This is a genomic window from Candidatus Borkfalkia ceftriaxoniphila, assembly GCF_004134775.1.
GTDB classification, from domain to species: domain Bacteria; phylum Bacillota; class Clostridia; order Christensenellales; family Borkfalkiaceae; genus Borkfalkia; species Borkfalkia ceftriaxoniphila.
Map to the genome: position 1 here is coordinate 473,972 of NZ_SDOZ01000002.1, position 22,473 is coordinate 496,444.

Annotated in this window: 20 protein-coding genes; 13 read left to right on the plus strand and 7 right to left on the minus strand. The window is 49.5% G+C overall.

Annotated features, from left to right (window positions below; translation table 11 throughout):
- Positions 1-21 precede the first annotated feature (21 nt).
- The gene (locus tag ESZ91_RS02290; protein WP_129223713.1) at positions 22-1,773 is read left to right on the plus strand and encodes a glycosyltransferase; all 1,752 of its coding nucleotides are present in this window, start codon (positions 22-24) and stop codon (positions 1,771-1,773) included.
- 32 nt (positions 1,774-1,805) lie between these two features.
- Here the strand turns inward: ESZ91_RS02290 and ESZ91_RS02295 are convergent, their stop codons facing one another.
- From ESZ91_RS02295 to ESZ91_RS02305, 3 genes are all read right to left on the minus strand, one after another.
- Positions 1,806-4,967: a glycosyltransferase gene (locus ESZ91_RS02295; protein WP_129223715.1), complete on the minus strand. Its 3,162-nt coding sequence runs from the start codon at positions 4,965-4,967 to the stop codon at positions 1,806-1,808.
- Complete coding sequence (locus tag ESZ91_RS02300) at positions 4,954-6,156, minus strand: nucleotide sugar dehydrogenase (RefSeq protein WP_129223718.1); 1,203 nt, start codon at positions 6,154-6,156, stop codon at positions 4,954-4,956. Before ESZ91_RS02300 ends, ESZ91_RS02295 begins: the two co-directional genes overlap by 14 nt.
- Positions 6,157-6,284: 128 nt before the next feature.
- Positions 6,285-7,157, minus strand: coding sequence for a LysR family transcriptional regulator (locus ESZ91_RS02305; protein ID WP_129223720.1), 873 nt, complete (start codon positions 7,155-7,157; stop codon positions 6,285-6,287).
- Between the two features lie 135 nt (positions 7,158-7,292).
- Here ESZ91_RS02305 and leuC point away from each other — a divergent pair, with 135 nt between their 5' ends.
- The 8 genes from leuC to ESZ91_RS11870 all read left to right on the plus strand — a co-directional run bounded on the left by leuC (position 7,293) and on the right by ESZ91_RS11870 (position 12,789).
- Complete coding sequence (gene leuC, locus ESZ91_RS02310; protein ID WP_129223722.1) at positions 7,293-8,555, plus strand: 3-isopropylmalate dehydratase large subunit; 1,263 nt, start codon at positions 7,293-7,295, stop codon at positions 8,553-8,555.
- Between the two features lie 18 nt (positions 8,556-8,573).
- The gene (gene leuD, locus ESZ91_RS02315) at positions 8,574-9,059 is read left to right on the plus strand and encodes a 3-isopropylmalate dehydratase small subunit (RefSeq protein WP_129223724.1); all 486 of its coding nucleotides are present in this window, start codon (positions 8,574-8,576) and stop codon (positions 9,057-9,059) included.
- A gap of 44 nt (positions 9,060-9,103) precedes the next feature.
- Positions 9,104-9,742, plus strand: a complete 639-nt coding sequence (locus ESZ91_RS02320; RefSeq protein WP_129223726.1) for a hypothetical protein — start codon at positions 9,104-9,106, stop codon at positions 9,740-9,742.
- An 18-nt stretch (positions 9,743-9,760) separates the two neighbouring features.
- Entirely contained in the window at positions 9,761-10,843 is a 1,083-nt protein-coding gene (leuB, locus tag ESZ91_RS02325; RefSeq protein ID WP_129223728.1) for a 3-isopropylmalate dehydrogenase, read from the plus strand.
- Positions 10,844-10,910: 67 nt separating this feature from the next.
- Positions 10,911-11,582 (plus strand): YggS family pyridoxal phosphate-dependent enzyme, encoded by a 672-nt coding sequence (locus tag ESZ91_RS02330; RefSeq protein ID WP_129223730.1) that lies wholly within the window; start codon positions 10,911-10,913, stop codon positions 11,580-11,582.
- Between the two features lie 22 nt (positions 11,583-11,604).
- On the plus strand, positions 11,605-11,940 hold the full coding sequence (locus tag ESZ91_RS02335) for a cell division protein SepF (RefSeq protein WP_129223732.1): 336 nt from the start codon (positions 11,605-11,607) through the stop codon (positions 11,938-11,940).
- A gap of 258 nt (positions 11,941-12,198) precedes the next feature.
- Entirely contained in the window at positions 12,199-12,399 is a 201-nt protein-coding gene (locus ESZ91_RS02340; RefSeq protein ID WP_129223734.1) for a helix-turn-helix domain-containing protein, read from the plus strand.
- 189 nt (positions 12,400-12,588) lie between these two features.
- On the plus strand, positions 12,589-12,789 hold the full coding sequence (locus ESZ91_RS11870) for a helix-turn-helix domain-containing protein (RefSeq protein ID WP_129223736.1): 201 nt from the start codon (positions 12,589-12,591) through the stop codon (positions 12,787-12,789).
- Between the two features lie 76 nt (positions 12,790-12,865).
- On the opposite strand, the gene ESZ91_RS02350 is transcribed toward ESZ91_RS11870, so the two are convergent.
- The 4 genes from ESZ91_RS02350 to ESZ91_RS02365 form a co-directional block, all read right to left on the minus strand.
- Positions 12,866-13,708 carry a P-II family nitrogen regulator gene (locus ESZ91_RS02350; RefSeq protein WP_129223738.1) on the minus strand — a complete coding sequence of 281 codons (843 nt, stop codon included), beginning with the start codon at positions 13,706-13,708 and terminating at the stop codon, positions 12,866-12,868.
- Positions 13,705-15,228: a DUF1538 domain-containing protein gene (locus ESZ91_RS02355; RefSeq protein WP_129223740.1), complete on the minus strand. Its 1,524-nt coding sequence runs from the start codon at positions 15,226-15,228 to the stop codon at positions 13,705-13,707. The genes ESZ91_RS02350 and ESZ91_RS02355 overlap by 4 nt, the downstream gene beginning before the upstream one ends.
- A gap of 80 nt (positions 15,229-15,308) precedes the next feature.
- The gene (locus tag ESZ91_RS02360; protein ID WP_129223742.1) at positions 15,309-15,689 is read right to left on the minus strand and encodes a hypothetical protein; all 381 of its coding nucleotides are present in this window, start codon (positions 15,687-15,689) and stop codon (positions 15,309-15,311) included.
- 22 nt (positions 15,690-15,711) lie between these two features.
- A complete protein-coding gene (locus tag ESZ91_RS02365; RefSeq protein WP_129223744.1) occupies positions 15,712-16,584 on the minus strand; it encodes a diacylglycerol/lipid kinase family protein in 873 nt (290 codons plus the stop codon).
- Between the two features lie 98 nt (positions 16,585-16,682).
- Between ESZ91_RS02365 and ESZ91_RS02370 the strand changes: the two genes are divergently transcribed.
- Genes ESZ91_RS02370 through ESZ91_RS02385 form a run of 4 tightly spaced genes read left to right on the plus strand, consistent with a single transcriptional unit; the run spans position 16,683 to position 22,414 of the window.
- Positions 16,683-18,032, plus strand: coding sequence for a CCA tRNA nucleotidyltransferase (locus tag ESZ91_RS02370; RefSeq protein ID WP_161971014.1), 1,350 nt, complete (start codon positions 16,683-16,685; stop codon positions 18,030-18,032).
- 2 nt (positions 18,033-18,034) lie between these two features.
- Positions 18,035-19,297 (plus strand): DNA recombination protein RmuC, encoded by a 1,263-nt coding sequence (locus ESZ91_RS02375; RefSeq protein ID WP_129223748.1) that lies wholly within the window; start codon positions 18,035-18,037, stop codon positions 19,295-19,297.
- Between the two features lie 55 nt (positions 19,298-19,352).
- Positions 19,353-19,688, plus strand: coding sequence for a hypothetical protein (locus ESZ91_RS02380; protein WP_129223750.1), 336 nt, complete (start codon positions 19,353-19,355; stop codon positions 19,686-19,688).
- A 14-nt stretch (positions 19,689-19,702) separates the two neighbouring features.
- Entirely contained in the window at positions 19,703-22,414 is a 2,712-nt protein-coding gene (locus ESZ91_RS02385) for a hypothetical protein (RefSeq protein WP_129223752.1), read from the plus strand.
- Positions 22,415-22,473 lie beyond the last annotated feature (59 nt).

The following is a 22,473-nucleotide window of genomic DNA, read 5'->3' on the forward strand; positions in this document are numbered from 1 at the left end:
AAATATGTTTAAGGATTTAGAATGAAATTATTTAATTTACTCTTCGGCTGCGAACTGGAAGGCACAGAAAAACTCTTTTATCAGGGCGGCGCGGCATACGACGCGGAGCGGAAAAGCCTTCGCTTTCAAGCGGGAGAAACAGCGTCTTTCGAAACGTATTTCAATCTGTTTTCCTATGCGAAATACAGAAAATACTGCGGGATTCAAAACGCGGACGTCCGTTTCGAGGGAACGGGAAGTTTTCTCGCGGAATTTTTTTGCAGAACGCAGTCCGGGAATACCCTGCCGCTGCAAACGGTGAAATTTACCGATTCTTATACGGTGCGGCTGGATATTTCCGAACTCCCCGATAAGGGTTATCTATATTTTACGCTGACCGCGGAGAGCGAGGCGGAACTTACGGGCGGCAGTTATCTTGCGGATACAAACAACGACAATCCCGTAAAAATCGGGCTGGTCATCTGCACCTATAAGCGCGAAACGTTCGTAAAAAACAATTTAAAGCGCCTTTTGGCGGGTATTGCCGCAGAACCCGAATGGGGAAATATTCTGCACGTTTTTGTCATCGACAATGCGAAAACGCTGGAACTTCCCGAAAACGAATATTATACCGTCGTACCCAACAAGAATCTCGGCGGCTCGGGCGGGTTCACCCGCGGGATCACCGAAGTGTGCAAAGATCCTTCGTTCACGCATTTTCTGCTGATGGACGATGATATCCATTTCGAATTCGAAACGCTCAAACGCACCGCTTATTTGTTGCGGGCGCTTTCCGATGAGTACAAATACGCTACGATCGGCAGTCCGATGATGTATTTGGACAGACCTACCGAGCAGCATGAATTCGGAGGATATTTTACGGGGCTGAATTATAAGCCGCGCAATTCCCATCTCGATATGACACAAGCGGAAAGTTTATTGCTGAATGAGGACCCTCCGCAGCCGAATTATACAGGCTGGTGGTATACATGTATGCCGGTACAGACAGTTGCAAAATACAGTCTGCCTCTCCCCCTGTTTATAAAAGCAGACGATATCGAGTACGGCATGCGCGCCATAGAACACTTGATATTATTGAGCGGGATTGCCATCTGGCATCAGGATTTTACTTTAAAATACAATCCTGTTATGGATTATTACCTCAAACGCAATGAGTTGATATTATCCACACTTCGCTTTAAGATCGGGAGTTTTAAACAAAGTTTAAAATTCCTTTACTCTTCTTTCATTCAGTTAGCGCTCAAACGTTACTTTTGTGCCGAACTGATCATAAAGGCGTATCAGGATTTTTTCAGCGGTTATCAATTCTTGATCGAGCAAGACATGGAAAAACTGAATCGGGAAATCATGAATTATCAACCGCAATTTTACGATAAAGCAGAACTTGAACAAAGATTCCATGTCGATATTGCCGAAGGATTAGAAAAAGTAAAGGTCAAAAATCCGAAGCGGAATATTTTCAGAAAAGCTATCCTGACGATCGAAAATTTTATGCCTTCTTTTTTATTTCGAAAAAAACCCATTGTCGTAGACGCAAATTCTACGAGGGCAAGGCCTCTTTTTCTGAAAAAAACATCTATACATTACGACACGAACCGAGAGCAGGGCTACATTTGTGAATTTGATTCAAAACGCCGCCGAAAAATCCGCCGCCAAATCTTCGGCATGTATTTTCGAATACTTTTTAAATATCGCAAATTAAAAGCAGAATATCAAAAACATTATCCGGAAACCTGTTCCTTGGAAGAATGGAATCGTAAATTTGAAATATAAAGAAAGAGCAAGGTCAATGACCTTGCTCTTCTTTATTCCATAATATCTATAAATTGTTTGAAATCTTGCTCTAAATAGTAAAATTTTTCATTTCGATTTAATAAGCGATATTTTTCAACATATTTCAAAAGTTCTCCCGCAAGTTTACCTTTACAGTCTTCATTCAACGTTTTATAATGCCAACCGATGAATTGAACGAACCAATTACAAAACGATCTTTCATATCTTTGATATATTCCCTTCGCATTCCAATCTTCATATATTTTATCCGCTGCCAAAAGACAATTATTCCAGGATTTTTCACGCGAGGAAGAAATTGACTCGCTGTTGTTTTTTCTTTGATTCACTAAAATTTTATCCACATAAGTAATTCTTTTTGCTAAGGCAATGGATGTAAACACAAAATACGCATCGTTGGTGCTGCGTACGTCCTGAAATTTCAGCGCGTGTTTTCTTATGAAATCAGTACGATATAATTTATCCCATGCCCAACCCATAAATGCCCAACAGACATAGTCGCCGAGTTTTTTTCCGCTGAATACGGTTTGTAACGGTAAACAATCTTTATGAATGCTCCAATTCATATCGATATATTTTTTTGTCTTATCGTCAAACCCGCGGCACGCGCAGACGGAAATATCCGCCCCCGTCCCTTCTGAACGAATTAAAAGAGATCGAATTAAATCAGGTTCAAAAACATCGTCCGCATCGAGGAAAATTGTATACTTTCCTTTCGCATGGGCAAATCCCGTGTTTCTCGCCACACCTGCATATAAATGATTTTGACGATACAAGAAGATATTCTTATGTTCTTTTTGATAATGCTCCACGATTTCATAAGTATTATCGGAAGAGCCGTCGTCCACGCAAATAATTTCAAGATTTTGATATGTTTGATGCAGCAAACTGTTCAAACACTCTTTTAAGAATGCCGAAACATTATATAACGGCATTACTACGCTTACCAACGGCTGAGCGTTTTGTAATTTCAAAAGTCCTTTGGCATCATATTTTACTGATTTTTTTGCTATTGTATTCTTTACGTATTTTTTGAATTTGCGGACAAGCCCTCGCGCTTTGCGGGGAAAATAAGTAATTATACGCCCGACCTTATAGGACCAGGAATTACGAATAGAATTTAAATCGTCATCGAAGCGATCATTTCCCAACCCGTTCTTCTGCAGCCAAAAACGTTGCCACTCGCCGGCTGAAATCAAACCGTAATACAGATATTTTTGCGAGTTATAATCTTTCGTGAGATCACAGTCCTCTGATATCTCCGCCGAATCAGCATAGGCAAATTTTAAGAGAAAATCATAGATATATCCGTTAAAAAAATCTTCCCTCGTATAATTGCTCAAATTCAATAAACGTATAATATCTTCCCGACGCGCAAAAGCCTCTGTACCGTTTTCACGGATGATTTGAACCAAATCCTCTGCGATTACGTTTAATACCCCGATTTTGCCTTGTCCGGTAATATGCAAAGAATTCAAGTATCTGTATTCTTCCAATCTCGAACAAAAATCAATATTTTGGCTGTTTAGCGGATTCAGGCACAGGCAATTATTTTTTTCGAAATAAATATTCCGACAACGCAACAGATACTCTACCACAAACGACAGGCTGTCGCCGTTATCACGATAGTCTTTAAATTCTAATTTGTTTTCATAAATCTGCTGCACAGATAAAATTTTATTGTTCAAAGAAATTCCGCATCCGTATATTACTGCGGCATCCTGATGATTGAAAACAATCCCCTCTCCGATAAAGTTTTTATTATAATCGAATACGTCATAAGCAACGTTTCCGCAACTAAGTTGTATGTTTGCACCGAACACATAAATATCTATATCGTTTGAATCAAAACATTCCATTGCCGAAGAATATAAGCAAGCGTTCAAAATCGCGCCGGAAGGAACGATATGCAAATATTTTCCCGTTATTTGCTGCAAAACCTGATTGAGCAATGCAGGCATTGAATCTTTTGATTCCATGATAACGGTGCGGTCGTCCTTTTGCAAATATTCTTTTTCTGCGGCGGTAAATACATCTCCTATACAAAAAATCTGTAAATTTCCGTACTTTTGGTTTGCAATGCTTTTAAATGTATCGAGGAACATATGGTTCGTTTTTACCAAAACTACGCTGATACCCGGTTGATCGGAGATAATATAATTCAATTTTTGCAAAAAAGCCCGCGGTTCACGCATCAATAACCGCACGCATTCTCTTTCCGTATCATTGAATATTTTAAAATCGATTTCTTTTGTTTCTTTTCCTCTTATAAATTCTTTCTGCATGTATTCCGCAAATTCCAGTTTAAACATATAAGCGATGCGGTTTAACGTAAATACGTAATTATGAAACTTTTTCAGCCAATAATATCCGATTATTTCTTTGCGGAGCGATAAGTTTCCTTTTAAAAACCGGTCAATGTATTTATATTCTTCACTGACGCAGTAAACTTTATTGCTGTCATAAACCGAAGAATTGGGGTTGTCGCGACGGTTCATATAAAAAATCGAATCTAAAAAGACAACCGATTTTGCGAGGCAAAAGGTCTGAAACCAAAAGCCGTTATCCTGAAAGGACGCCCCCGGCGTTTCGTTATGACGGATCTGATTTCTCAATAAAAAATCGCGGCGGTAAATACCGCTCCACGTATTCATCGGAAAACGAAACACTTCTTTTTCTTTGAACGGGCAGATTACGCGATGATAATATTTTTTTTGTTCCGACAATCGGACTTCTGTACGGGAAACGAACCCCGATTCGGAAGAAAAACGACAAAAATCCGTTTTGACGATTTCAGCATTTTTCGCGCGGGCGACTCTGTAAAGAGTCTCATACATTTCGGGAAGAATATAATCGTCCGTTTCAACGATTCCGATATATTCCCCCTTTGCCGCGTCAACGCCGACGTTGAGAGAATGTCCGTATCCCGAATTCTTTTTATCGATTATAATGACGCGCGGATCGTCTCCCTTTATCTTTTGTACGATCTTTAAGGAAGAGTCGGTCGAGCCGTCGTTTACAACGATGATCTCGATATCTTTCAGCGACTGACGAATTACGCTGGTCAAACATTCCGCAATATATTTTTCCTGATTGTACATCGGCATGATGACCGATACTTTGGGGCGTCTTTCGTTCATGTTTTTTGAATCCTGATATGTTTTAATCTCTTCCATATAAATCTCGGGTATAAACTTTTTCTTTTACGTCGGAAAGGGGCTCGTCCAGACGGTTGGCAACGATCACGTCGGCAAGGCGTTTGAACTGTTCAAGATCGGAAATCACGGGACTGTTGAAAAAATTGTCTTCCCGATAGGTCGGCTCGTAGACGATAACGCGAATCCCTTTCGCTTTTAACCGTTTCATTACGCCCTGGATCGAACTTTGCCTGTAATTGTCGGAATTCGACTTCATGGTCAGGCGGTATATTCCCACGACGGCGTCTCGATTCTCGGGATATCCCGCCTTTTTCAAAATGCGTTCCGCTACGAAATCTTTCCGCGTGCGGTTAGAATCGACGATCGCGCGGATCAGATTCTCGGGCACTTCGCGGTAATTCGCCAGCAACTGTTTGGTATCTTTGGGCAGACAATAGCCGCCGTATCCGAAGGAAGGGTTGTTGTAATGCGTTCCGATACGGGGATCTAAACTCACTCCGTCGATGATCTCTTTCGTGTTCAGCCCGTGCAGTTCGGCGTACGTGTCCAGTTCGTTGAAATAAGAAACGCGCAGCGCGAGATAGGTATTGGCGAAAAGTTTTACCGCCTCTGCCTCGGTACTGTTCATGATCAGTACGGGCACGTCCTCTTTCAGCGCGCTCCCGCGGAGAAGTTCGGCAAATTCTTTTGCCTTCCGCGTCAGGCGCGCGTCGCGCTTGTCTGTTCCGACGATGATACGCGACGGATACAGATTATCGTACAATGCTCTGCCTTCGCGCAAAAATTCGGGAGAAAAAAGAATATTTTTATCGGACAACTGCTCTTTCAGCCCGTTCGTATAGCCCACCGGCACCGTGGATTTCACGACGATGACAGCCTCCCGATTGACGGCGCGGACTTCTCCGATCACGCTTTCAACCGAAGAAGTATCGAAATAATTGGTTTGAGGATCGTAATTGGTGGGCGTGGCGATCAGGACGAATTCCGCGGCGCGATATGCCATCGCGCCGTCCTTCGTCGCAGTAAGACGAAGGGGCTTTCGGACGAGATATTCCTCGATGTCTTTGTCCGCGATAGGCGATCTTTTGGCGTTGATCGCATCTACGCGTTCCTGCGATACGTCGACGGCAGTCACCTCATGACGCTGCGCCAAGAGTACCGCATTGGATAATCCTACGTATCCGATCCCTGCGATTGCTATTTTCATGTTTTTTCCCTACAAAGTAATTAAGTATATTTTACTGAACAAATATGATGATTGTATGTTATTTCCTGAAAAGCCTTAAAATTATACCACATTGCAACAAAATTTAAAACCGATTTCGTACTCTGTCGTCAATTTGGCTGAGAATCCTCTTTCATCGTCTGCAAAAACTCGCAGGCGGCGGCGTTGGTCTTCGAATAGGAACAATAAGTGACAATGGCGGGGGTAGCGAAATCGATGAGACGGACTTCTTCCAAAAGCCCCGCTTGCAACTCGCTCTCGGCGAGGCGGCAGGGCAGAAAACTATACCCGAACCCGTCCGTCAGATAGTGGATCAGTTTGCCGCTGTTGTCGATCTCGAACCCGAACGCGTGCCGCGGCGGAAACAGCGATAAAATAAATACGCCCACGTCGCCGTAGGCGAAATTGCATAAGAGATAGTCGAGATTCGCAAGTTCCGCCTTGCGGATGCCGTTTTTATATTCGTTGATGCGCGGCGAAGCGAAGAGCGCCAGACGGTCGGAATAAAACTCCTCGCAGGCAAAGCCCGCCTTTTTTAAGGGCACGTAGGAAAAGGCGACGTCGATGATCTTATCCTGCAGCATCTGCAACATGTCCAGCGAATGCCCCAGCATCACTTTGGTGGAAATATCTTTGCGCTTGCGGATAAAATTGCTGATGACCGGATAGAGCGCGCTCTCGTATACCGCGTTGATGGCGCCGATCTTCAGCGTTTTTTTGTATTTCGCCGAAGAATTGACTTCCTGTATGAACGACTCTTCCAGTTCCGTCATGCGCACGGCGTAGTTTAAAAACACGCTCCCCTCTTCGGTCAGTTCCACGCCGCCCGCGCGCCGCACGAACAGTTTTTTGCCGATCTCCTTTTCCAGTTCGAAGATGCGGTTGGTGACCGTCGACTGCGCCACGAACATTCTTTCCGCGGTGCGCGTAAAGTTTTTCAGTTTGGAAAGCATGATAAATGTCTTCAATCCGTCGCTCGTCATCTTCTCTCCTCCGTGTCATTCGTTTTTTCGATGAAACCGATTAAAATTATCTATTTTATAAATCGTTTACAAATTATATCATATGTGCTATAATAAAGCAAGAAAAACAAACGATCAAAAGGAGCGTAATCGATCATGGGAATGACAATGTCACAAAAAATTCTCGCCTATCACGCAGGGCTTGACAGCGTGAAGGCGGGACAACTGATCAATGCGGAACTGGACATGGTTCTCGGCAACGACATCACCTCGCCCGTTGCGGTAAAAGAATTCGGCAAGGCGGGCTTTTCCTGCGTGAAATGCCGCGACCGCGTGAGCATGGTAATGGACCACTTTACCCCCAATAAAGACATCAAGGCGGCGGAACAAGTCAAGACCGTGCGCAATTTCGCCAATCAGTACGGCATAGAAAACTTTTTCGACGTGGGCGAAATGGGCATCGAGCACGCGCTTCTCCCCGAAAAAGGACTGGTGGGCGCGGGCGATCTCGTCATCGGCGCGGACAGCCACACCTGCACGTACGGCGCGCTCGGCGCATTTTCCACGGGCGTGGGTTCCACCGATATGGCGGCGGGCATGATGAGCAATATGTGCTGGTTCAAAGTCCCCTCCGCGATCAAATTCGTTTTGAAAAACAAACCCGCGAAATATATTTGCGGCAAGGATATCATTCTGCATATCATCGGACTCATCGGCGTGGACGGCGCGCTGTATAAGTCGATGGAATTCGTCGGCGACGGCATTCAATATTTGACCATCGACGACCGTTTCACCATCTGCAACATGGCGATCGAAGCGGGCGCGAAGAACGGCATCTTCCCCGTGGACGATACGACGCGCGAATATCTAAACGGCAGATTCAAGCGCGAGATCCGCGTATTCGAGGCGGACGCCGACGCGGAATACGAGCGCACGATCGAAGTAGACCTCTCCGCGCTGAAACCTACCGTTGCGTTCCCGCACCTGCCCGAAAACACCCGTACGCCCGAGGAATGGGGCGACGTGAAGATCGACCAGGTCGTCATCGGCAGTTGCACGAACGGCCATATTTCCGATTTGCGCATCGCGGCGGATATTCTGAAGGGCAAGCGCGTCGCCAAGGGCGTGCGCTGCATCGTGATCCCCGCGACCAACACTATCTGGAAACAGGCGATGCACGAGGGACTGTTCGACGTGTTCGTAGACGCGGGCGCGGTGGTCTCCACCCCTACCTGCGGGCCCTGCCTGGGCGGTCACATGGGCATTCTGGCGGCGGGAGAACGCGCCGTGGCGACGACCAACCGCAATTTCGTGGGACGCATGGGGCACGTGGACAGCGAAGTCTATCTCGCTTCCCCTTACGTTGCGGCGGCGAGCGCGATCGCGGGCAAAATTGCTACGCCCGATCAAGTGAAATAATCATCGGAGGTTGAAAATATGAAAGTACAGGGCACGGTTTTCAAGTATGGCAACGACGTCGATACGGACGTTATCATTCCCGCGCGTTATTTAAACACCACTTCCGAGGCGGAACTCGCCTCGCACTGCATGGAAGATATCGATAAAGAATTCGTTAAAAACGTAAAACAGGGCGACATTATGGTGGCGGAAGACAATTTCGGCTGCGGCTCCTCGCGCGAGCACGCGCCCATCGCCATCAAAGCGAGCGGCATTTCGCTGGTCATCGCCAATTCTTTCGCGCGCATCTTCTACCGCAATTCCATCAATATCGGGCTGCCCATTCTGGAATGTCCCGAGGCGGTGGCGAACATCAAGGCGGGCGACGTGGTTTCCTGCGACCTTGCCAAGGGCCTCATCGAAAACGTGACGACGGGCAAGACCTTTCAGGCGGAGCCTTTCCCCGACTTTATTCAGAACATCATCGACAAAGGCGGCCTGATCAAATCCATTCAGAGTAAATAAATCATGCGACGCGCACGGTACGCGCGCCGTCAGGGGGAGAGATTATGATAAACAAACTGCGCACCAAACCGCGCGACAAAGCCGTATATAAAGATACGGTCAGGAGTATTCCCGCTTTTATAGTATGTCTGGCGCTTTCTGTCTATAGTCTTATAGCCTACTTTTCTTTCGCCGACTTTCCCTTATACAGCGTCATTGCCTTTCCCGTCATAACGGCTGTCGTCGTTTTGTTTGCGGTTCTCGGTATCGTGCGCGGAAGAAAAAAGGCTTTCAGATTTTCAACGGCGGGCAAGGATGACAGATACCCTACCGTCATGATCATGCAAGCCATGCCGGCGGACAAAAAAACGCCGTTTCCCACCGCTTATTTGGAGTATTATCCCTGCGGCGCCGAACCCGTGAAACAGTACGCCGAACTCGAAGCCGCATTAAACGACCTGATCGACCAGGTATCCGACAGCGAAGCGGAAAAATTATACGAACAGGAAGAGCAACTCAGCGACGCTTTGGGAGATTGCATCGATTATCAGGACTTTGCGCCCGTCGACGTACTTTCGCTGTACCGCAAGAAAATCGTGCTGGATAAACGCATTTACGACGCTTTCAAGCCCTATTTCGACTGGAATACTGTGCGGCTCAATCAAAATGAGATCATTCTTTTTGAAAAAACACAAAACAAATAACATATCCGAGGTTTTAACATGAAAAAACATATTGCAGTTCTGGCGGGCGACGGCATCGGCCCCGAAATCACCGACGGCGCGATCGCCGTTTTAAAAAAGATCGGCGAAAAATACGGACACGAATTTGAATTCGAACACCTTCTGATGGGCGTTTGCGCCATCGAAGAGACGGGCGAACCCCTTCCGCAGTACACGATCGACCGCTGTCTTGCATCCGACAGCGTCCTTCTCGGCGCGGTAGGCGGCGCGGTGGGCGATCCACGCATCAATAACCTTCCCGGGCATCTCCGCCCGGAGGCGGGGCTCTTGAAGATCCGCGCGGCGCTGGGATTGTATTCCAACCTGCGCCCCGCAAAACTCTTCCCCGCGCTGGCGGGCGCCTGCCCCTTACGCGCGGATATCGCGGCAAAGGGCATCGATTTGGTGGTCGTGCGCGAACTGACGGGCGGCATCTATTTCGGCGAGCGCGGCAGAGGCCAAAGCGAGGGCGGCGAATACGCCTACGATACGGAAAAATATAACGTGGAAGAGATCACGCGCATCGCGAAGATCGCTTTCGAACTCGCTCAGAAACGTAAGAAAAAGGTCATTTCCATCGACAAGGCGAACGTTCTGGAATCTTCCCGTTTGTGGCGCGAGATCGTGCATACCGTGGCGAAAGATTATCCCGACGTGGAAGTGACGGATATGCTCGTGGACAACGCGGCGATGCAGTTGGTCAAGAATCCCGCCCAGTTCGACGTGGTGGTGACTTCCAACATTTTCGGCGATATCCTCTCCGACGAAGCGGCGATGATCACGGGCAGCATCGGTATGCTCGCCTCTTCTTCGCTCGGCGCGACCAAGCGCGGGCTGTACGAACCCATTCACGGCAGCGCGCCCGACATTGCGGGCAAAGACCTCGCCAACCCCATCGCGACCATTCTTTCGGCGGCGATGATGCTGCGCGACAGTTTCGATTTGGGTAAGGAAGCGGAAGCCGTCGAACAGGCGGTCAACAAGGTGTTGGACGAAGGCTACCGCACCGCGGATATTTTCAGCGAAGGCAAAACGCTCGTCAAAGGCAGCGAGATGACCAAACTTATCGTTGACAGAATTTAACGAATGGATTATAATAAGACCCGTACCCCAAGAAATTGCAGGTACGGGTCTTTTTGGAGGTTTTTTCATGATTTCCGAAAACGTAAAAAATATTTTGTCCGAACTTTCCACGGGGAACCCCTACGGCGAAAAAGTGACGCTGGTGGCGGCGACAAAGACGCGCACGCCCGAAGAGATCAACGAGGCGATCTCCGCGGGCGTCACCGATATCGGCGAGAACCGCGTGCAGGAATTTACGGAAAAGTACGATCTCGTGCACGGCGCTGCGCGGCATTTCATCGGGCATTTGCAGACGAACAAAGTAAAATATCTCATCGGAAAAACCGACCTTATACACTCGCTCGACCGTTTCGAACTTGCGGACGAATTGCAAAAGCGCAGCGAAAAAGCGGGCTGGACGGCAAATTGCCTGTTGGAGATCAATTTGGGAAACGAACTTTCCAAGAGCGGTTTTTCCATCGATTCGGCAAAAGAAGCATACGAAAGGGCGATAAAATATCCGAATCTGCGCATCTGCGGATTCATGGCGATGCTGCCGATCAGCGAAGATGAAAAATATTTGCGTTCATTATGCTTGTGTATGCGCGAAATTTATGATACAATAAAAGCACGGGACGAAAACGTGCGCGTGCTCTCGATGGGCATGAGCGGCGATTATCGGCTGTGCGTGGAATGCGGCAGCAACATGGTGCGGCTGGGCACGCATATTTTCGGGCCCCGCGCATATAATCTGAAATAAGGGCCGTATAACGGGAAACACTATGGGACTTTTCGATTTTTTTAAAACTGAAAAGGAAGACGGCGCGCCCAAGCGGCCGCTACGGACGGAACCGCTCCCCCGCCCCGAGGACAAGGGAGGCGACGGCGCCAGGCCCATGCAGATCAGAAAGCCCCGTTCGTTCGAGGACATCGAAGAGATCATCGACCGCATGAAAGACAGACTGACGGTCATCGTGTACGTGAACGAACTGAACCAGGCGACGGCACTGCGGGTGACGGATATTTTAAGCGGCGCGATCTACGCGCTAGGCGGCGGCATGGCGGAGTTGGAAAAGGATATGTACATATTCACCCCCGACGGCGTGAACGCCCGATAAACAGGTATTCAATTTACACAGTTTCCGACGAGGAAACTGATGCAGGATAATAAAACTTTAACCGGAAAAGCGCGGGTCCTATTTGCTGAGGGTCCGTGCTTTTTCCATGCCTTGCGAAAGGGGCGGCGCAAAATTTGCGCCGCCCCTTCCAACTGAAATTAAGGAACATATAACGAATCTATATGTTATATCGTCATTATATAACACAATTATTGCGTTCGTCAAGTATTTTACGCAATTTTTGCGTAAAATAGAAGTATGTATGGCGAAAGATTGCGGGAATTGAGGGAAAATAAAAATTTAACGCAAAAGCAGTTGGCGAAGATTCTCAATACCGATCAGCAGGCGATCAGCCGCTATGAACGGGAACAGATCGATCTGAGCACAAATTTTATCTTGAAAGTCTGCGATTATTTCGGCGTGACCGCCGACTATCTTTTGGGCAGAACAGATTATTAAAGCCGTTCCGAAAGGAATGGCTTTTTTTGTTTGACCTTATTTTTATAAAGAAAGGAGCAGCCTTGATCGGCGGCTCCTTTCTCTTTTGGAAAATGGGGAGTACATAAGAATATCTTATGTTGCATACATTATATAGACTATTTTAGTCTAAGTTAAGTAATTTACTCTATTTTGGGGTAAATTATAGTTATGTATGGTGATAGATTAAAAATTATAAGAACCGAAAAAGGACTTTCGCAAAGCGAATTTGCAAAAATGTTCGAAACTTCGCAAAGAAATATCAGCAGATACGAAAGAGAGCAACTCGATTTAAGCACGGATTTTATCGTTCGGGTTTGTAAAACTTTCGATATATCCGCCGATTACCTTTTAGGTCTCAAAGATTATTAAAGCCGTTCCATAGGAACGGCTTTTTTTCCAACAATTTCAACATTCGGATTGTTTATATAGTGCGGACAAATTTTTTTTATTTTTTATCGTCCGCCTCCAGCGCGTCGGTCGCGCTGCCCGAAGCGCCGATGCCGACCGTCTTATCCACGGGGAGAGAAAATATGATGCCGCCCGCATCCGTTTTCAGTCCCGCCTTTTCCGAGATCGCCTGCATGATGGCTTGCTTGCTTTCCCGATTGGACAAAATCAGTAGTATTTCCGATTCCTTTTGCAGGGATATGCCGATAAACTGTTCCGCTTTGGAATTGCCCACCGAACGCGCGCGCACGATGGTGCCGCCCGCCGCGCCCGCCGTGCGCGCTACTTCCATCACTTCTTCCACGTAGCCCGCCTCGACTTCGACGACGATCAGATCGTATTTCCTGTTTTCGTCTTTCATAATTTTACTCCCGTCTATTGTCTTTTCCGAAGAGGCGATGCCTTTCGCCACTATCTCGGAGATGCCCGATAAAGGCAAGGTAAAGGATATGCCCCGCCCCACCAGATAGAGCGCCATCTTTTTCTGGATCTGTCCCAAAATGAGATCTTCGTCGCATTCGGGAATGAGCGAAAACATCACCGACTTCTCCAGAATATCGATACCCAGATAATCGAGTACGTTCGAGCGCGCCGTACCCGTGCCCGCGAACGCGTAATTGAGCGATACGGAATATTCGTTGAGGATCTGCGCCATTTTCTCGTCGTCGTCGGGATTCAATACGGAGATCAGAAGTTTTGGCCTGCTCGGCCGCTCCGTGCGGACGGGCTCCGCGTTTTTGCGGATCCGCTTGACCGCCGTCCCCTTTTGCAAAACCGCTTTGACCGCCCCGAACGGCGTTTCCGCATTTTTTACGATCGTGATATCCTGTTCCGCCATCATTCCACCTCGTATTCCAAAATCTTGTCTTCCACGTGCAGGAAATTGCGCTTGATACGGTACGTCTTGTGCTTATAGTGAATGCCCAGGATCTGAATGCTGATCAGCGGCGTGAGCGCGACGAACGCGACGCAGCCGAACGCGAGCGTCATGATGTCCCCCGTTCCCTGCAACACGTTGCAAGCGCCGATCGCCATGGGAAGCACGAAGGATGAAACCATCGCGCCGCTCGCCACGCCGCCCGAGTCGAACGCGATACCCGTAAACAGCGCGGGCGTGAAGAACGTGAGAACGAGCGCAATGACGTAGCCCGGGATCAGGATCCACATGATATTGATTCCCGTGATGATGCGTAGCATCGCCAGCCCCAAAGAAATCGAAACGCCGATACATAAGCCCTTTTTCATTGCGGCGGAAGTGATCCCGCCCGCGCTCATGCGCTCGACCTGCTTATTGAGAACGTGCACGGCGGGCTCCGCCGCCACCACGAAATAACCGATGAGCATTCCGACGGGAATGAGCAGCCAACCGCCGTACAGCCCCGCGAGCGCCTCGCCGATCTCTCTGCCGACGGGCATAAATCCGACGTTCGCGCCCGTCAGAAAGAGCACCAATCCGACAAAGGTATATATAAACCCGAAACCGATCTTGAACAATTGTTTTTTATGAAAGGAACGCGATACGATCTGAAAAAGCACGAAAAACGCGAGAATGGGCGAAAGCGCGATGCCCACTTCTTTGGCGTAGTCGGCAAACCCGTGCATATATTGCATGAAAACGCCCTGCGTGTCGGAAACCGCGCCCACGTGCAGCGCGTTCATATCGTATTCCAATCCCGAAACGTGAAAGGTGATCCCCAAAATCAGAACGGCGATGACGGGGCCGATACTGGAAAGCGCGACCAGACCGAAGGAATCGTCCTGCCCGTGCTTATCGCCGCGGATGGAAGCGACGCCCACGCCGAGCGCCATGATGAACGGCACGGTCATCGGGCCGGTCGTCACGCCGCCCGAATCGAACGACACCGCCCAGAAATCTTTAGGCACGAAGGCGATACAGAGAATAAACGCGAGCGTGTAAAAGACGATGAGCAGAATATTGAGCCGCACGCGGAAGACGATGCGCAGCATCGCGATCATCAGAAACAGCCCCACTCCCACCGCTACGGTGACGATGAACAGATAGTTATTGACAGCGGACACCTGATTGGCGAGGATCTGCAGATCGGGCTCTGCGATCGTGACGATGATGCCGATGACAAAGGAAATGAGCGCGATGAGCCAGATCTTGCGCGAATGGGTGATGGTCGAGCCGATCTTTTCGCCGATGACCAGCATGGACATATCCGCGCCGAGCATAAAACTGCCCAGCCCCACGATGAGCAAAAACACGCCGACGATAAACAGGACGAAAGTGCCCGTTTCCAGCGGCGTTAAAATGATGCTCAGCCCCATCACGATGAGCGCGATGGGCAAAATGGAAGTCAGCGATTCGAATATCTTGTCTTTCAGCGCGTTGGTCATGGCGGTTCTCCGTTTTTATAAAATGGGTACGGTTTATTATATCACATAAACGCATTTCCTGTCAATGATTTAACCATGGTTTACTTTCTCCCCGCGACGATCAGGCGGTCCATCGCGCCGATATCCTGCATGGTTTTAAAATAGTAATCATTCTTTTTCCCTTCGACGGAGGCGTAAATATTCATGATTTTCGAAGGACCGTCCTCTTGCGTCGAATAGGCGATCACGTCCTCCAATTTAAATTTCGCGACCGAAACGATTTGCTTTTTCTTGAATTTTACGATGCAGAGCGCGCCGTCCGCGTAAGAGAGGACGATTTGCCTCGAGATCGAATAGCCTACGTCCTTGAACATACCGAAAAACGATTTCGGTTTCGCGCCGAGATAACCCTCTAAAAAGGCGTTGTTGTGATCGAGATACCCGCCCTCTTTCAGAGCGTCTGCAATTTGGTTTTTATTCATATTCTCTCCTTTTCCGTCCCGCTTACGGGCGGAACATTTTTAATTTATTTTTCACGATCTCCACTTTGAATTCGAGATCGTCGTACAATTCCCCGTCTACGTTCATGGTAAATTTGTTTTCGGGAACCACGATTGCGCGCTCGCAGCGCTCGAAACGGGTAAATTTCTGTTCGAGGATCTTACCCTTCATCAGTTTGAGGAACGCGCCGGGGATCTGGCGGCGCCTGACGTCGTCCACCACAACGAAATCCAAAAGCCCGTCGTCTATTTCCGCCGCGGGACACATACGGATCCCGCCGCCCAGCGTGGTGCCGTTGCCGACGCACGCAATGAGCGACTGATAGCGGTGCTCCTGCCCGTTGCATTCGGTGCGAACGCTGTAATTTTTAAATTTGAAGAGCGAAATGACGAGGCTGAAAATATATTGCAGTTTGCCGCGCAATATTTTCGAGCGGCGGCAACGCTGCAAAATTTCCACGTCGATGCCCGTGCCGATGATGTTGATGCCGCGCACGCCTCCGTCCAGTTGCATATAATCGGTGTACTTCGCCTCGCCGTTCAAAACGAGGTCGAGCGCTTTGAGCGGATCGAGCGGAATGCCCGCGCACACGGCAAAATCGTTGCCCGTACCCGCGGGAATGAGCCCCAGACGGCAGTTTTCGAAATTGGAAAACCCGTTGATTACTTCGTTCAAAGTGCCGTCGCCGCCAATGGCGAGAAGGTCGCACGGCCCTTCGCTCGTGAGTTCGTGCGCGAGATGGATCGCCTGTTTTTCGCGCTCTGTTTCGAATACGCGGAATTCCGTTTTGAGGGATAGCAATTTTTCCTGCACCTTATGGAAAGCGCGGCGCACTTTTCCGCCGTTCGATACGGGGTTGAGAATGATATTCAGCATTTTTCCGAAGTACCTCGTTCCATGACGTTTTATATTTTCATTATAACATGAAACCGCGCCGATTTGCAATTTTTTTGCAAAGATGTTATAATGATTTTATGAAAGAACTCATTCCCGAACAAATCCAAATTCTGGCACAGGGATGCCCGTTCCCGCTGTACGTGACGGGCGGCGCCGTGCGCGACTGCCTCGCGGGCTTAAAATGCGCCGCAGACTGGGACCTCGCCGCGCCCGTTTCCGCCGAAACGTTCGAAAAAGCGGCGTGCAAATGCGGGTTCACGGTGCAGAGCGTATATAAGCACACGGGCACCGTGAACGTATCCAAAGAGGGAGTGAAGATCGAATTCACATCCTTCCGCTCGGACAAGTACCGCCGCGGCGAGCACGCGCCCTGCGACGTCGTATTCACTGACGATATCGAAACGGATGCGAAACGGCGGGATTTTAAATGCAACGCGGTGTATTACGAGATCGCCCGCGGCGAATTCGTCGATCCGCTGGGCGGTATCCGCGATATCCGCGATAAAATCATTTCCACCACGAGAGAGGCGGACGAAGTATTTTCCGAAGACGGCCTCAGACTGATGCGTCTGGCGCGTCAGGCGGCGCAACTGGGTTTCACGCCCGACTTTCCGACCCTGTTCGGCGCAAAGTTCAACGCCGCGCTCATCGGCAAAATTTCCGTGGAACGCGTCTTTTCCGAACTCATGCTCATTCTGCACGCCGACGAAAAGTACGGCATACCCTACGCGCAATATAACGGGCTGAAAGTTTTGCAGTCGACGGACGTACTCAGATATATCCTGCCCGAACTCGCCCTCGGCGACGGCATGCCCCAGCGCGCCGATTTCCACGACCACGACGTTTTGGAACATACGCTTCGCACCGTGAAATATGCGGATCGGCGCATACGGCTCGCCGCCCTTTTACACGACGTGGGAAAACCCTACTGTTATCGGAATTTCGGCAACTATCACCGGCACGAGATCGAGGGCGCGCGCATCGCGGAAGAAATTCTTACCAGACTGAAAGCGCCGAACAAAGTCATCGAAGATACGGTCGCATTGACGCGCACGCATATGTACGATCTCAATAATCAGACCAAGGAGAGCAAGATACGCGCCTTTATCGTGGAAAATTTTGCGCTTTATCCGCGCATTTTGCTCGTCAAACAGGCGGATTACTCGGGTTGCAAGGACGATCTGCACGTATGCCCCACCGTGCGGCGCTGGACTGAAATTTACGATAAAATGAAAGCGGCGCGCGCGCCGTTTACGCTGAAAGAACTGAATATCTGCGGCAAAGACCTCGTCGGAGAAATCGAGGACAGAAATATCGGCAGAATTTTGCACGCGCTTCTTTTGCAGTGCGCCAAAAATCCCGCGCTCAATCGGCGCAATTATCTCTTGCAAGAGGTAAAACGGCTGGAAGAAACGGGAGAAATATAGTCATGGCGGAAATATTTTCGGCGATCGCCGTCGCGGTGAGCGCGCTCACGCTGATCGTGGCGATCGTCATTTACAATAAAATAAAACTTTTTCCGACGCGCGGGGGCACTTCGGACGACACGTACAGACTCGAACAGAAACTGGATAAGATCGGGTACCTCACCGAAAACAACGCGCAGAATATGCAGGGCTTCGCCGAATATTCGGCGAAAAACCAGAGCGCGCAACTGGCGGGCATGCAGGCGAAAATGGACGAACTGAACCGCCTGACCGAACAGCGCCTGAACGACATTTCGCGCACGCTCGCGGGCGAGATCAAATACATGAGCGAGCAGAACGCCAAAAATCTGGAACAGATACGCCAGACGGTGGACGAAAAACTCTCCTCCACGCTGGAAAACCGCCTGAACAAATCCTATTCGCTCATTAACGAACGGCTGGAAGCGGTGTACAAGGGCATCGGGGAAGTGCAGCAGCTGGCGGGCAGCGTTTCGGATATCAAGAAAGTATTCACGAACGTAAAACTGCGCGGCACCTGGGGCGAAGTGCAACTTTCGGCGCTGTTGGAACAGATGCTTTCCCCCAACCAATACCGCGCCAACGTGCGCATCAATCCCCTCGACAACGCCGTGGTGGAATTCGCCGTGCTCCTCCCTTCCCGCGAGGACGAAACGGTGTATCTGCCCGTAGACAGCAAATTCCCCGTCGAGGAATATCAAAGGCTCATCGACGCGGGCGACGCCATGAACAAGGAAGCGGCGGACAAGGCGCTGAAAAATCTGGAACGCGCCCTCAAATTGCAGGCGGACACTATCGCGAAAAAGTATATTCTGCCGCCGCTCACCGCGGACTTCGCCATCATGTTCCTGCCGCTGGAAGGGCTGTACGCCGAAACGCTGAAAATACCCGGGCTGAGCGAGTATTTCGCCTCGCGCCGCATCATGGCGTGCGGCCCCACAAACTTCGGCGCGCTTCTGACCACTTTACAGATCGGTTACAAGACCGCCGCCATCGAAAAGCGTTCGGGCGAATTGTGGGAACTGCTGTCCGCGTTCAAGCACGAATTCGGAAACTTCGTCAAAATACTGGAAAAGACGCAGAAAAAATTACAAGAGGCGCAGGACACCATCGAGAGCGCCGCCAAAAAGACGCGCACCATAGAAAGAAAACTGAAAAACGTGGCGGAGATCTCCCCGTCGCGCGCAGATCTGCTGTTAGGCGACGGCGACGACGAGCCCGACGGCGGCGAGAACGAAGTTACCTGAAATTTACTCTATGCAATAGATTGCATTCGCAGACGTTTTATAATATAATATAGATATGAAAATACGCAAGATCACCGCGGCGACCGCGGAAGAAGAACAGATCATACAGCGGCTTTTTGCGCTGAACGAAACGAACGCGCCCTTTTCGGAAACAAAAGTGCAGGGCGCGAATATTTTTCAGGGAGACGGGATCGTGTACGCGTCCTCTCCCAGACGCTTTAAACTCTTTACAAAAACGCGCGACGTTCTGCTCGTGCGCGAGGGCGAGGGGCACTTTAAGTGGGCGCGCGGCGAAATGGATTTCCGCTGCGGCGAAGCGTTTGAAATAGAACAAGCGGGCGAATACGAGGTAAACGGAAAATGCGTTTTCGCCGTTTACCGCCAAAAATAAAAGGAGGAAAAGATATGGTCAAGGCAAACGTCATTCCGGGTAAATTTTTATCCTGTCTGTTGGGAATTTTCATCGGCATATTGCTCACACTCGGCGGGCTGGTCGGTGGCGGGTTTTACGTGTATAAAAACGTCAAGGTAGGTTCGCTTCTCGGGCTGCTGCCGCAGGAAACCGACAACTGGCTCTCGGACGAATACGCGCAAAACACCATCGAAGGTCTGGTCAAAGAATTACAGAGTTTGGCAAACGGCGACATCACTTTGGAAAAAGTCGCCCAGATTTCCCCTGCCGCCGGCGACAAGATCGACGAGGTGCTCGACAACGTCAATCAGAACGGCATCGTCACGCTCGATCGGGACGCGCTCTATAAGACGCCGATCAATCAACTTACGTCCAACCTCATGGACGTCGTCATCATCACATCTACGCTCGATTCCCTTTCGGAAACGATGAATTTCGCCTTGCCCGATATGCCCCTCATCACGGGCGGCGGGCAGGATAAGGAAGTATGGGTATACACCGCCGTCAACGACAACGAAACGCACACCATCGACAAGGCGATCGCCCTCGGCGACTATACCTATTATACCAGGAGTTCGAAATACGAGCGGGTTACCGAAGAAAAAATCACGTCCCTCTATTCTCTTTCGGGCGTTGTCACGGACGAAAACGGATACCTCAAAAAGGACGGCAAATTCATCTACGCACGCGACGTCGTGCAGGGGGATTCGGGCGAAACCTATCGCTATACCAAACTCGAACGGGATAGCAAACTCATCGATGCGGCCGACGGCGAAACGTATACGTTCCTGACCGATCAGTTATTTTTCAAGAACGGCCCCGACGGCGAATATACGAAACTTACTTTGACAGACGGCGGAAGCCGCACTGTGTATGCCGTTCCCTCCGCCTACGCCTATCGCCTGCTGTACGCCGAACAGGGTGACGGATACGTGCTCGCCACCAAAACGGACGAGGGCGGCAATCCCGTTTCGGGCAGCGGCGGCTTTGAAATTTTAACGCAGTTCGAAAACGTGCACCTGTTCGCGGAAACGGACGTTTACGACGAGGTCACGGAGCCGACCGAAGAGATCGTTCGAAACAATCTTCTCTTTGTCAAGACGGACGGCATCGGTTCCCTTCCCGTCAATTACGGCATCACGGCGCTCTCGGGCGCGCTCGACGTCAATACGCTCACCCTCAACAAAGTGGGCGAATACTTCGGCATTTCGCTTACGAACGACATTTTAAAAGAAATCACCGACGTCCCCCTCGGCTATATGTCCGAATCCATGCAGGACGCCATGCAGAACATTCAACTTGCCTCCGTACTCAAACTCGACGGTTCGAGCAGTTCCATTTTACTGTACCTCGCCTACGGCGAAAAAGGGATCGATTATACGGTGGGCGCGGACAATCAGATCGTACCCGTCAACGAACCCAAAACCATTACCGAAGTCATGAACTCCATCGACACCATCAAGATCGGCAACATCGTCGAGATCGATGAAAATTCCCATTCGCTCATGCAGGCGATACAGGACTGGTCGATCGACGATTTCGGCAAGGCGGATAAGATCAATTCGCTCAAACTGGGCGACGTCATCGCCGTGACCGAAGATTCGCCGCAAATTTTGAAAGCGCTGAAAAACGTGACGCTTGGCGGTTTCTCCGAGGCGATCGACGCGCTGACGCTCGAAGATATGCTCGGCGAAATCGAAGAGAGCAACACCATTTTGTACGCGCTCAAAGACTGCACCATCAATACGCTCGCCTCCTCTATCGGCAGCCTCGCCGTGCAGGACCTGTTTGCAAACGACATTTACGAATACCATAAACTGAGCGAAAACGAAGATTTCTCAAAATATCCGAACGATCAACTGTTCGTATGGGAAGACGGCAGATATCAGCCGTACGATCCTTCCAGACACGACGCGGACGCGGTGTACGCGCGCTATCCGATCGGCTACGACGGAACCAACTATATCAGCGGCTACGAAAATATTCCTCTGTACGCATATAAAGACGGCGAATACGTACTTGCGACTGAAACGACAGGCTGGAAACTGCCCGTCGGCGCCGCAAACACAAACTACTATTACCGCGATACGAACGGCAAATACGTGCTTGCTGAAACGCAGAACGGTGTGTACACGCACGCCGTGCTCTACTACCTCGACGCGCAGGAAGAACTTGCGGAAATACAACTTGTGCCCGCGGAACTTTCGATCAAGGCGGAATTTAAAACATCCGTGCTCTATTCGAAGTTCAAATTCGCTGTAAACGACGGCGGCTACGACTTTGCCAACCTCTACTATTTCGATTACGACAATTCAGCCTTTAAGCGCGTGGAAACGACGTACGATATCAAAACGGGCAAATATACGGTTTCCGCCGATGACGCGGATAAGACTCTGTACACCCACGGCAAGGCCGTCGGCGTATGGAAATACCTGCTCACGGATAAAGACGGAATGGAAATGATCTGCACGGTCAACAACATCGGATCGCTCGTCGCCAACGTGAGTTATAACGTGAACAACACGAAACTCAAAGATCTGAATGCGGACGGACTCATCAAAGTGAATTCGGCAAGCGGCGCGGACATTTTCGGTACGCGCATTCCCGCGATCATCTCGCCCACGCATATAGAAACGACGCTGGGAGAACTCACCATCGGGGACGCGATCAACGTAATCGTGGACGCCCTCAAAATGCTGCCGTAATTAAAATATGAGCGCGGAAAGAAATTTCCGCGCTCTTTTTTGAAAAAACGGCAAATAAA

What these genes read in the sequence shown, in the direction of transcription:
- ESZ91_RS02290 (WP_129223713.1), top strand. Translation starts at nt 22, where the DNA reads ATGAAATTATTTAATTTACTCTTCGGCTGCGAACTGGAAGGCACAGAA.
- ESZ91_RS02295 (WP_129223715.1), bottom strand. Translation starts at nt 4,967, where the DNA reads ATGGAAGAGATTAAAACATATCAGGATTCAAAAAACATGAACGAAAGA.
- ESZ91_RS02300 (WP_129223718.1), bottom strand. Translation starts at nt 6,156, where the DNA reads ATGAAAATAGCAATCGCAGGGATCGGATACGTAGGATTATCCAATGCG.
- ESZ91_RS02305 (WP_129223720.1), bottom strand. Translation starts at nt 7,157, where the DNA reads ATGACGAGCGACGGATTGAAGACATTTATCATGCTTTCCAAACTGAAA.
- leuC (WP_129223722.1), top strand. Translation starts at nt 7,293, where the DNA reads ATGGGAATGACAATGTCACAAAAAATTCTCGCCTATCACGCAGGGCTT.
- leuD (WP_129223724.1), top strand. Translation starts at nt 8,574, where the DNA reads ATGAAAGTACAGGGCACGGTTTTCAAGTATGGCAACGACGTCGATACG.
- ESZ91_RS02320 (WP_129223726.1), top strand. Translation starts at nt 9,104, where the DNA reads ATGATAAACAAACTGCGCACCAAACCGCGCGACAAAGCCGTATATAAA.
- leuB (WP_129223728.1), top strand. Translation starts at nt 9,761, where the DNA reads ATGAAAAAACATATTGCAGTTCTGGCGGGCGACGGCATCGGCCCCGAA.
- ESZ91_RS02330 (WP_129223730.1), top strand. Translation starts at nt 10,911, where the DNA reads ATGATTTCCGAAAACGTAAAAAATATTTTGTCCGAACTTTCCACGGGG.
- ESZ91_RS02335 (WP_129223732.1), top strand. Translation starts at nt 11,605, where the DNA reads ATGGGACTTTTCGATTTTTTTAAAACTGAAAAGGAAGACGGCGCGCCC.
- ESZ91_RS02340 (WP_129223734.1), top strand. Translation starts at nt 12,199, where the DNA reads ATGTATGGCGAAAGATTGCGGGAATTGAGGGAAAATAAAAATTTAACG.
- ESZ91_RS11870 (WP_129223736.1), top strand. Translation starts at nt 12,589, where the DNA reads ATGTATGGTGATAGATTAAAAATTATAAGAACCGAAAAAGGACTTTCG.
- ESZ91_RS02350 (WP_129223738.1), bottom strand. Translation starts at nt 13,708, where the DNA reads ATGATGGCGGAACAGGATATCACGATCGTAAAAAATGCGGAAACGCCG.
- ESZ91_RS02355 (WP_129223740.1), bottom strand. Translation starts at nt 15,228, where the DNA reads ATGACCAACGCGCTGAAAGACAAGATATTCGAATCGCTGACTTCCATT.
- ESZ91_RS02360 (WP_129223742.1), bottom strand. Translation starts at nt 15,689, where the DNA reads ATGAATAAAAACCAAATTGCAGACGCTCTGAAAGAGGGCGGGTATCTC.
- ESZ91_RS02365 (WP_129223744.1), bottom strand. Translation starts at nt 16,584, where the DNA reads ATGCTGAATATCATTCTCAACCCCGTATCGAACGGCGGAAAAGTGCGC.
- ESZ91_RS02370 (WP_161971014.1), top strand. Translation starts at nt 16,683, where the DNA reads ATGAAAGAACTCATTCCCGAACAAATCCAAATTCTGGCACAGGGATGC.
- ESZ91_RS02375 (WP_129223748.1), top strand. Translation starts at nt 18,035, where the DNA reads ATGGCGGAAATATTTTCGGCGATCGCCGTCGCGGTGAGCGCGCTCACG.
- ESZ91_RS02380 (WP_129223750.1), top strand. Translation starts at nt 19,353, where the DNA reads ATGAAAATACGCAAGATCACCGCGGCGACCGCGGAAGAAGAACAGATC.
- ESZ91_RS02385 (WP_129223752.1), top strand. Translation starts at nt 19,703, where the DNA reads ATGGTCAAGGCAAACGTCATTCCGGGTAAATTTTTATCCTGTCTGTTG.